This window comes from Micromonospora sp. NPDC005220 (genome assembly GCF_040607895.1).
Classification (GTDB): Bacteria; Actinomycetota; Actinomycetes; order Mycobacteriales; family Micromonosporaceae; genus Micromonospora.
The window spans coordinates 1-2470 of record NZ_JBEXHP010000230.1 but is presented as its reverse complement, the minus strand read 5'-3'; the positions used below and the strand labels follow the sequence as shown (position 1 = coordinate 2470).

At 69.6% G+C, this 2470-nt stretch carries 2 protein-coding genes and 1 pseudogene; 1 reads left to right on the top strand and 2 read right to left on the bottom strand.

What is annotated here, in order from left to right; translation table 11 throughout:
- Nucleotides 1-222 (top strand): annotated as a pseudogene (locus ABZU52_RS32305) (GAF domain-containing protein); the annotation flags it as partial.
- Between the two features lie 75 nt (nt 223-297).
- Here the strand turns inward: ABZU52_RS32305 and ABZU52_RS32300 are convergent.
- Together ABZU52_RS32300 and ABZU52_RS32295 are read right to left on the bottom strand one after the other, a co-directional pair.
- Entirely contained in the window at nt 298-1395 is a 1098-nt protein-coding gene (locus ABZU52_RS32300; RefSeq protein WP_354974698.1) for a glycosyl hydrolase 53 family protein, read from the bottom strand.
- Between the two features lie 27 nt (nt 1396-1422).
- The coding region (locus ABZU52_RS32295; RefSeq protein ID WP_354974697.1) for a cellulose binding domain-containing protein at nt 1423-2470 on the bottom strand (1048 nt) is incomplete at its 5' end.

Below are 2470 nucleotides of genomic sequence, written 5' to 3'. Positions count from 1 at the left end.
CGTGCCGCCGCGGCCGCCCAGGCCGCCGCGCCGCACCCCGAGCACTGCCAGCTCGGCGGTGCCGACGGGTGCACCGCGCGAGCCGAGATCAAAATCGCCGATTCGTGGGGCGATGCGGCGTGGGGCTGCCCCGCCCACGTCGAAGAGGCCATCCTCAACGTACGGTCGGTGTTCATCGCCAGCGAGGAGCTCGGCGGCCTGGCCGCCTACCTCAACCGCTGATCGCGCGGCAGCGCCGCACGTCGTCCGCTCGCTGACCGCTGCCGCACTCTGCTGTTGTACGCGCGCCGACCGAGGTCAGGGCGTCCAGCGCACCCCCGGGTTCACCTGCCCGGACCAGTTGAAGATGGCCATGTTGTCCCACTGGTTTCCGGTGCCGTTGATGTTGGCCGGGTCCCAGCCGTTGCCGCGGACGGCGTACCAGGTCGGCTCCCAGTAGAAGACACCGATGGCCCCGGCGTTGCGGGCCGTGTTCTGGACCCAGTCGAACTCCTGGGCCTGCCCGGACCAGGACGCGCTGATGCCGTCACACGTCGCGTCGCCGATGGCGTTCGGCTCGCTGTCCGCGTTGTTCCGGGTGAAGGGGTACGCGGTCTCCACGATCACCACCGGCTTGCCGTAGCGACCGCGCAGGTCGACGATGTTGTTGTAGAGGTTCGACAGGGTGCCGTGCCACACGCAGTAGTACGACAGGGCGGTGATGTCCCACTGCACACCCTGGGCGCGGATGCCGTCGTAGAACCATCGGGCGTTGGCGTTGCTGTCCCCGTTGGCGGTGTGGATCATCACCGGGATGCCGCCGCCGCACGCCTTCGTCGCGTTGTAGCCCTGCTTCAGCAGGCTGGCCAGCGGGGCGAAGTCGTTGTTGACGACCTTGCCCTCGTTCCACAGCATCCCGACGTTGATCTCGTTGCCGATCTGCACACTGTCCGGTGGGGTGCCCTGCCCGCTGAGGCTGGAGCAGACGTCGTAGGTGAAGGTGTAGACGTCGGTACGCAGTTGGCTCAGGCTGTGGCCGGCCCAGGCCGCCGGCTTGTACTGCTTACCGGGGTCGGCCCAGGTGTCGGAGTAGTGGAAGTCGATGAGCACTTTGAGGCCCTTCGCCTTGGCCGCTCTCGCCTGGACCAACACCCGGCTCTTGTTGTTGTAGCCGCTGATCGGGTTGTTCCAGACCCGCAGTCGGACGTAGTTGACGCCGACGGACTTCAAGATGTCCAGCGGGTCCCGGGCGACGCCACCGGCGTCGTAGTACCTGGCGCCCAGATCCAGGCTGCGCTGCAACGAGGAGACGTCGGCGCCACGCATACTGAGCGTGTTCGCGGCGGAGACGGGCGCGGGCGTACCGCCGAGCGTGGTGGCGACGGCGAGGATGCCGGCCGTGACTGCCCCGAGCAGGGCCCTAGCAGTGTTCACGAGACTCCTTCAGCCCACGGTGCAGGGGGCGCCATTCAGTGAGAATCCGGTCGGCGGCGCGTCGCTGACGCTCCACCGCCCCTGGACGCCGAAGGTCGCAGAGCCGGTCGGCGCGAGGACGCGGTTCCAGTCGACGTTACGAGCGGTCACGGTGGCGCCCGACTGGCCGATCGTGGCGTTCCACCCCGAGGTGACCTGCTGGTCGCCCGGGAAGCTGAAGGTGACGATCCAGCCGTCGACCGGTGCCGTCCCGACGTTGTGGACTGTCGCTGTGGCCACGAAGCCGCCCTGCCACTCGGACTGGTTCCGGTAGGTCACCCGGCAGGTCGAGGGCGGCGGGGGCGTCGGCGTGGTCGTCGTCGTGGGCAGAGTGACCGTGTTGGACGCGATCGACACGTTGCCCACCGCGTCCCGGGCCCGCACGTAGTACAGGTTCCGCAGCGGCGTCGGCGCAGGTAGCGGCGCCGTGTACGTCGTACCCGGCACGGTGGCGATCAGCCTGGAGGTGAACCAGCCGTCGAATTGGTAGACGTTGTACCCGAGCACGCCGACGTTGTCCGTCGACGGTGACCAGGACAGCGTGCCGGTGGAGGCGGTCACCTCACCGACGGTCAGGCTCTGCGGCGCGCTCGGCGGGGTGGTGTCCGGGCCGGTGTCCGTCACCGGGGTGACCACGGTCAGCGCGTCCGACCAGTTCGAGCGTTGCCCGAGGCTGTCCCGGGCGATCATGCGGAACGACAACTGCATGCCCGGCCCAACGTGGGCGGTGATCGTGGTGGTGGTGACCGCGCCGGCGCTGGCGCTGAGGACGACATCGCCGAACTCCTGGTAGTACGTGATGTCGTACCCGGTGATGGCGCAACAGCCGGGCGTGGCGGCCGTCCAGGTGAGGGTGACCGACCCGGTCCTGACCTCGCTGGCGGTCAGATTCGTGGGCGCACTCGGCGGGAAGGGCGAGGTGTTCGGCGTGCTGGGCGCCGTGGTCGGTGTCGGCGGCGCGGTCCCGGTCGGCGCCGCGGACGCCGCGCCCCCACCGGGCGCCGGGGCGACCCCCGGG